Origin of the sequence: Neisseria sp. HMSC069H12, from assembly GCF_001812735.1 — a bacterium.
GTDB classification, from domain to species: domain Bacteria; phylum Pseudomonadota; class Gammaproteobacteria; order Burkholderiales; family Neisseriaceae; genus Neisseria; species Neisseria subflava.
The window spans coordinates 1-6,779 of the sequence record NZ_KV810274.1; the positions used below are offsets into that span (position 1 = coordinate 1).

Below are 6,779 nucleotides of genomic sequence, written 5' to 3' on the forward strand. Positions count from 1 at the left end.
TGTGGTGTAAACAACGCAACGTTTTCCTACAATTAAGTTGACCTGATACAGGCCGTCTGAAAGAGATGTTTTCAGACGGCCTCTTTATCTGAAAAACACACTTTCTGTCTGCTATAATCTGTTTATATTATTTTGACTATCCTCTGAAACTTATGAAAAAAATCCTTGTTACCGGCGGTGCGGGCTTTATCGGTTCTGCCGTTGTCCGTCATATTATCCAAAACACCCAAGACTCTGTCGTCAATGTCGATAAACTGACTTATGCCGGCAATTTAGAATCTTTGACCGAGGTAGCCAATAATCCTCGCTATGCTTTTGAGCAAGTGGATATTTGCGACCGCGCCGAACTCGACCGCGTATTCGCACAACACCAGCCTGATGCCGTGATGCACTTGGCTGCGGAAAGTCATGTCGACCGCTCTATCGATTCGGCAGGCGAGTTTATCCAAACCAATATCGTCGGTACATTCAATCTGCTTGAAGCGGCTCGCGCCTACTGGCAACAAATGCCGTCTGAAAAGCGCGAAGCCTTCCGTTTCCACCATATTTCTACCGATGAAGTCTATGGCGATTTGCACGGCACAGACGATTTGTTTACTGAGACCACACCATACGCGCCGTCCAGCCCCTACTCTGCCTCCAAAGCATCCAGCGACCACCTCGTCCGCGCATGGTTGCGTACTTACGGTTTGCCGACCATCGTAACCAACTGCTCCAACAACTACGGCCCTTACCATTTCCCGGAAAAACTCATTCCGCTGATGATTCTGAACGCGCTTGACGGCAAACCGCTGCCCGTTTACGGCGACGGTATGCAAATCCGCGACTGGCTGTTTGTCGAAGACCACGCGCGCGCGCTGTATCAGGTTGTTACCGAAGGTGTTGTCGGCGAGACCTACAATATCGGCGGCCACAATGAAAAAGCCAATATTGAAGTCGTCAAAACCATCTGCACCCTGCTGGAAGAGCTTGTTCCTGAAAAACCGGTGGGTGTGGCTCGGTATGAAGATTTGATTACTTTCGTACAAGACCGCCCCGGCCATGACGTACGCTACGCCATCGACGCTGCCAAAATCGGCAGAGAGCTGGGCTGGAAACCACAGGAAACGTTCGAATCCGGCATCCGCAAAACAGTGCAATGGTATTTGGACAACAAAACCTGGTGGCAAAACGTATTGAACGGCAGCTATCGTTTAGAGCGTTTAGGTAAGTTGTAAGCCATGCAATCCTTCCATTGAAAACATTAAGCTTCATCATACAAAGGAATATCCATGTACTCTCTATCCCGCATTTTCTTATTAGCAACTTTGACCTCTGCCTTGTTTGTCTCTGCGCCAATTTCGGCCAAAGAAACACGACATCATGCCGCACAAACAACAGTTCAGAAGACAACAAAAGCCGATGGTAGCTCCATCGAAAAGGCAATTGTCATCATCGAAAACGACACTATGCGTGGCATTGCCGCTGAATATTCCTGGATTGAAGAAAACATGCCTGAATATCGCGTAGTCAGACAAGCCCTGATAGAGCAAAATGACAGCGTCTATGACCGTCTCGACGTTCAAAATGAAGCCGGAGACATCCGTTCTATTTATTTCGATATCAAAAGTTTCTTTGGCATGATAAACGGCAAGCCTCTTTAAAACCGAAGGCCGTCTGAAAATCACGCAAACACACACTACTCAGGAGAAAACCCATGAAAGGCATCATCCTTGCCGGCGGCAGCGGCACGCGCCTCTACCCCATCACGCGCGGCGTATCCAAACAACTGCTGCCTGTGTACGACAAGCCCATGATTTACTATCCCCTGTCCGTATTGATGCTGGCAGGAATCCACGATATTTTGGTAATTACCACGCCTGAAGACAACGCCTCTTTCAAACGCCTGCTCGGCGACGGCAGCGATTTCGGCATTTCCATCAGCTATGCCGTTCAACCCAGTCCGGACGGCTTGACACAGGCATTTATCATCGGCGAAGAATTTATCGGCAACGACAACGTCTGCTTGGTTTTGGGCGACAATATTTTCTACGGTCAATCGTTTACGCAAACATTGAAACAGGCCGCCGCCAAGACCCACGGCGCAACCGTATTCGGTTATCAGGTCAAAGACCCCGAGCGTTTCGGCGTGGTTGAATTTGACGAAAACTTCAACGCCCTGTCTATCGAAGAGAAACCGCAACAACCCAAATCCGATTGGGCGGTAACCGGCTTGTACTTCTACGACCAACGCGTCGTCGAGTTCGCCAAACAAATCAAACCGTCCGCCCGCGGCGAATTGGAAATTTCCGACCTCAACCAAATGTATTTGGAAGACGGATCATTGTCCGTCCAACTTTTGGGACGCGGCTTTGCCTGGTTGGATACCGGCACGCACGAAAGCCTGCACGAAGCCGCCTCATTCGTCCAAACCGTGCAGAACATCCAAGACCTGCAAATCGCCTGCCTGGAAGAAATCGCTTGGCGCAACGGTTGGCTTTCCGATGAAAAACTGGAAGAACTGGCGCGCCCGATGGCGAAAAACCAATACGGCCAATATTTGCTGCGCCTGTTGAAAAAATAATGTTTGAGGCCGTCTGAAACTTTTCAGACGGCCTTTAGATGAAAGATAAAACGATGAACATCATTGATACCGCCATTCCTGACGTAAAACTGCTTGAGCCGCAAGTCTTCGGCGATGCACGCGGCTTTTTTATGGAAACCTTCCGCGACGAGTGGTTTAAAACCCAAGTCTGCGAACGCACCTTCGTGCAGGAAAACCACTCCAAATCCGGCAAAGGCGTATTGCGCGGCCTGCACTATCAAACCGAAAACACACAAGGCAAACTCGTACGCGTGGTTGTCGGCGAAGTATTTGACGTGGCTGTTGACATGCGTAAAGACTCTCCCACTTTCGGCAAATGGGTAGGCGAGATTCTGTCCGCAGAAAACAAACGCCAACTGTGGGTACCCGAAGGTTTCGCTCACGGCTTCTATGTACTGAGCGATGAAGCTGAGTTCGTCTACAAATGTACAAACTATTACAACCCAAAAGCCGAACACTCGCTGATTTGGAATGATCCGACCGTCGGCATCGACTGGCCGTTGCAAGGCGAGCCGAACCTGTCGCCTAAAGACTTGGCAGGCAAAGTATTGGCCGAAGCAGTCACGTTTTAAAAAGTTTTAAAAATAATTCAGGCCGTCTGAAAGAATGTTCCTCTTTTCAGACGGCCTACAAATCCATTAATAACAGTAATCGACGAAAACGCATTGTGAAAAACGCCTACATCCCCTCTCACGGCATCCGCAAAATCCCCCATCTCTCCACCCTATTGCCTGAGTTTCATATCTGCAAAGACGGAAAAGGAGCAGAGGCTGTTGTCGGCTGGGGTTTGCGCCCGACGACACACAAAGCGCGTGCTTTTGCCGCCGAACACCAGCTTCCCTTTATTGCTTTGGAAGACGGCTTTTTACGCTCGCTCGGCCTGGGAGTCGCCGGTTATCCCCCCTACTCCATCGTCTATGACAACATCGGCATCTACTACGACACCACACGTCCTTCGCGTTTGGAACAACTGATTCTTGCCGCCGATGTCATGCCGTCTGAAACCTTGGCTCAGGCGCGGCAGGCGATGGATTTCATCCTAAAACACCACCTGTCCAAATACAACCACGCGCCCGAACTTTCAGACAATCATCCCTTACGCTCCCCATCCAAGTCTGAAACCGTCCTCATTATCGACCAAACCTTCGGCGATATGGCCATCTAATATGGCGGTGCAGACGCCTCTACGTTTGAACTGATGTTTCAGACGGCTTTAAATGAAAACCCGCAAGCCGATATTTGGGTCAAAACCCATCCCGATGTTTTGTGCGGCAAAAAACAAGGCTATCTGACCCAACTGGCGCAGCAACACCGCGTCCATCTTCTGGCAGAAGACATCAACCCGATTTCTTTGTTGCAAAACGTCGATAAAGTTTATTGCGTTACTTCGCAAATGGGTTTTGAGGCGCTTTTGTGCGACAAACCGCTGACCACTTTCGGCCTGCCGTGGTATGCCGGATGGGGCGTAAGCGACGAACGCCACCCAAAAATCGACAGCCTTGTTCAAACCCAACGCCGCGCCCCCCGCAACTTGCTGCAGCTCTTCGTAGCAGCTTATATTCAATACAGCCGCTACCTCAATCCCAATACCGGCGAAGCAGGCAGCCTCTTTGATGTCATCGACTATCTGGCAACGGTCAAACGCAAAAACGACAAATTGCGTGGCGAGTTGTATTGCGTCGGCATGTCTTTGTGGAAACGCGCGGTTGCCAAACCGTTCTTTAACGTACCCTCTTGCCGTCTGAAATTTATCTCTTCCACCCAAAAACTGGCCGGGGTCAAACTGTCCGACGATACACGCATCCTTGCTTGGGGCAACGGCAAAGAGGCCATCGTCCGCTTTGACGAACAACACCACATCCCCCTGCTGCGCATGGAAGACGGCTTTATCCGCTCGGTCGGACTCAGCTCCAACTTAGTGCCGCCGCTGTCGCTCGTTACCGACGATATGGGTATTTACTTCAATGCCGAAACCCCGTCCCGTCTCGAACACATCCTACAAAACCAAAACTTCGACGAGCAAGACTTTCAGACGGCCTTGAAGTTGCAAAAATGCTGACCGAAAACCACATCAGCAAATACAACGTCGTCAGCTCAGATTTTACCGCCCCTTCAACCGACAAAACCGTGATCCTCGTTCCCGGCCAGGTTGAAGATGACACGTCTATCCGCTACGGTTCACCCCAAATCTATCGCAATCTGGATTTGCTCCGTACCGTACGCGAACGCAATCCCAATGCCTATATCATTTACAAACCACATCCCGATGTAGTCAGCGGTAACCGCATCGGCCATATTTCCCCTGATGATACGGCACGATATGCCAACCAAACCGCCGAGCAAGCCGACATCCTGACCTGTCTCCAATACGCAGACGAAGTACATACCATGACTTCGCTAACCGGTTTTGAAGCCTTGTTGCGCGGCAAAAAAGTCAGTTGCTACGGCCTGCATTTCTATGCAGGCTGGGGGCTTACCCAAGATCTGCTGCCCATTCCGCGCTGCAGCCGCAGGCTTGAGCTTTGGAAGCTGATTGCAGGCACGCTCATCCACTACCCCGACTATATCCACCCCGAAACCCATCAGGCCATCAATGTGGAAACCGCAGCCCAAATCCTGATACGTCAAAAAAATATGCAAAAAAACAACAACGGATTACATCGCGGGTACTTTGCTAAAAAATTAGGTAAAATCAAACAACTATATCGTTCTTTCAAATAAATACCATATAAATTAACAATGCATCATAAACTTGCCTCTATTGCGTCATCATTGCCTTTGCATCGTTAATTCTCTTGGCGTGTGCTTGAAAATTCAACCTAAAACTATTACATAAAAAAACAAAACCACATTGCAACATGAAACAGACCGTCCTCAAAAACAATCTGCAAAACCTGCTTGAAAGCGCAGAAAATATCCTGCTGCTTCAAGGCCCTGTCGGCAATTTTTTTTCTGCGCCTTGCCGACTGGCTGACTGAAAACGGTAAAACCGTACATAAATTCAACTTTAATGCAGGCGACGACTATTTTTATCCGCCCACTCAATCGCATACCGTTGTTTTTAACGACGACTACGAGGCCTTTCCTGAATTTTTGCAAGAATACATCGTTCAACATCACATCCAGGCCGTTGTCTGCTTTGGTGACACACGCCCTTATCACGTCATTACAAAACGCATTGCAAACGAAAACCAAGCCAGTTTCTGGGCATTTGAAGAAGGCTATTTCCGCCCCTACTACATCACCTTAGAAAAAGACGGCGTCAACGCATTCTCCCCTCTGCCTCGCCGTGCCGACTTTTTTCTTGAACAATTCCCTAAGCTTGCCCAGCAAGAATATAAAGCGCCAACGCCGGTACGCGGCGGTTTTACGCCCATGGCAAAAAACGCCATCCGTTACTATATCGAGTTGTTCCGCAACCCACGCAAATACCCCGACTACATCCACCACCGCGCGCCCAATGCCGGCCATTACCTCAAACTGTGGTCGCTCTCCATCCTCAAGCGTTTGAACTACTATATTGAAGACATCCAAATCGCCAAACGTGTGGAAGCAGGCAAATACGGCAAGTTTTTTATTGTTCCCCTGCAGGTATTCAACGACAGCCAAGTCCGTATCCATTGCGACTTTCCCAGCGTCCGCAGCTTCCTGCTCCATGTTTTGAGTTCATTTGCCGAACACGCGCCTGCCGATACCAACATCATCATCAAGCATCATCCGATGGACCGCGGCTTTATCGACTACTGGCGTGACATTAAACGCTTTATCAAAGAACACCCCGAACTCAAAGGCCGCGTGACTTACGTCCATGATGTCCCCCTGCCCATTTTCCTGCGCCATGGCCTCGGTATGGTCACCATCAACAGTACCAGCGGCCTGTCCGGACTGATTCACAATATGAGACCTTTGCAAAAAAGTCCTTCCCCCAACAGCCGAAACCTAAACACAGGTTTTCGGCTATTTCCCTCCCCAAATCACTCCTAATTCTACCCAAATGCCCCCTTAATCCTCCCCGGACGCCCCATAATTGGGCATCCGGCCGCCTTTTAGGCAGCAACAGGCACACTTAGCCTGTTAGCCGCTTTCAACAGGTTCAAACACATCGCCTTCAGATGGCTTTGCGCACTCACTTTAATTAGTCCGAAATAGGCTGCCCGCGCATAAGCGGAATTTACGGTGCAGCGTACCGAAGCTT

The 6,779-nt window shown here is 49.7% G+C and carries 4 protein-coding genes and 3 pseudogenes; 6 read left to right on the forward strand and 1 reads right to left on the reverse strand.

Features of this window, described 5'->3' with window-relative positions:
• Positions 1–152 precede the first annotated feature (152 nt).
• The 6 genes and pseudogenes from rffG to HMPREF2872_RS05710 all read left to right on the forward strand — a co-directional run.
• Positions 153–1,217, forward strand: coding sequence for a dTDP-glucose 4,6-dehydratase (gene rffG, locus HMPREF2872_RS05685; protein WP_070631923.1), 1,065 nt, complete (start codon positions 153–155; stop codon positions 1,215–1,217).
• Positions 1,218–1,271: 54 nt separating this feature from the next.
• On the forward strand, positions 1,272–1,643 hold the full coding sequence (locus HMPREF2872_RS05690) for an adenosylhomocysteinase (protein ID WP_191620682.1): 372 nt from the start codon (positions 1,272–1,274) through the stop codon (positions 1,641–1,643).
• Positions 1,644–1,696: 53 nt separating this feature from the next.
• The gene (rfbA, locus tag HMPREF2872_RS05695; protein WP_070631926.1) at positions 1,697–2,563 is read left to right on the forward strand and encodes a glucose-1-phosphate thymidylyltransferase RfbA; all 867 of its coding nucleotides are present in this window, start codon (positions 1,697–1,699) and stop codon (positions 2,561–2,563) included.
• 53 nt (positions 2,564–2,616) lie between these two features.
• Positions 2,617–3,156: a dTDP-4-dehydrorhamnose 3,5-epimerase gene (rfbC, locus tag HMPREF2872_RS05700; protein ID WP_070631932.1), complete on the forward strand. Its 540-nt coding sequence runs from the start codon at positions 2,617–2,619 to the stop codon at positions 3,154–3,156.
• A 34-nt stretch (positions 3,157–3,190) separates the two neighbouring features.
• A pseudogene (locus HMPREF2872_RS05705) lies at positions 3,191–5,305 on the forward strand (capsular polysaccharide biosynthesis protein).
• A gap of 137 nt (positions 5,306–5,442) precedes the next feature.
• Positions 5,443–6,484, forward strand: a pseudogene (locus HMPREF2872_RS05710) (capsule biosynthesis protein); the annotation flags it as partial.
• Between the two features lie 146 nt (positions 6,485–6,630).
• Here HMPREF2872_RS05710 and HMPREF2872_RS11585 read toward each other — a convergent pair.
• Positions 6,631–6,779, reverse strand: a pseudogene (locus tag HMPREF2872_RS11585) (IS5/IS1182 family transposase); the annotation flags it as partial.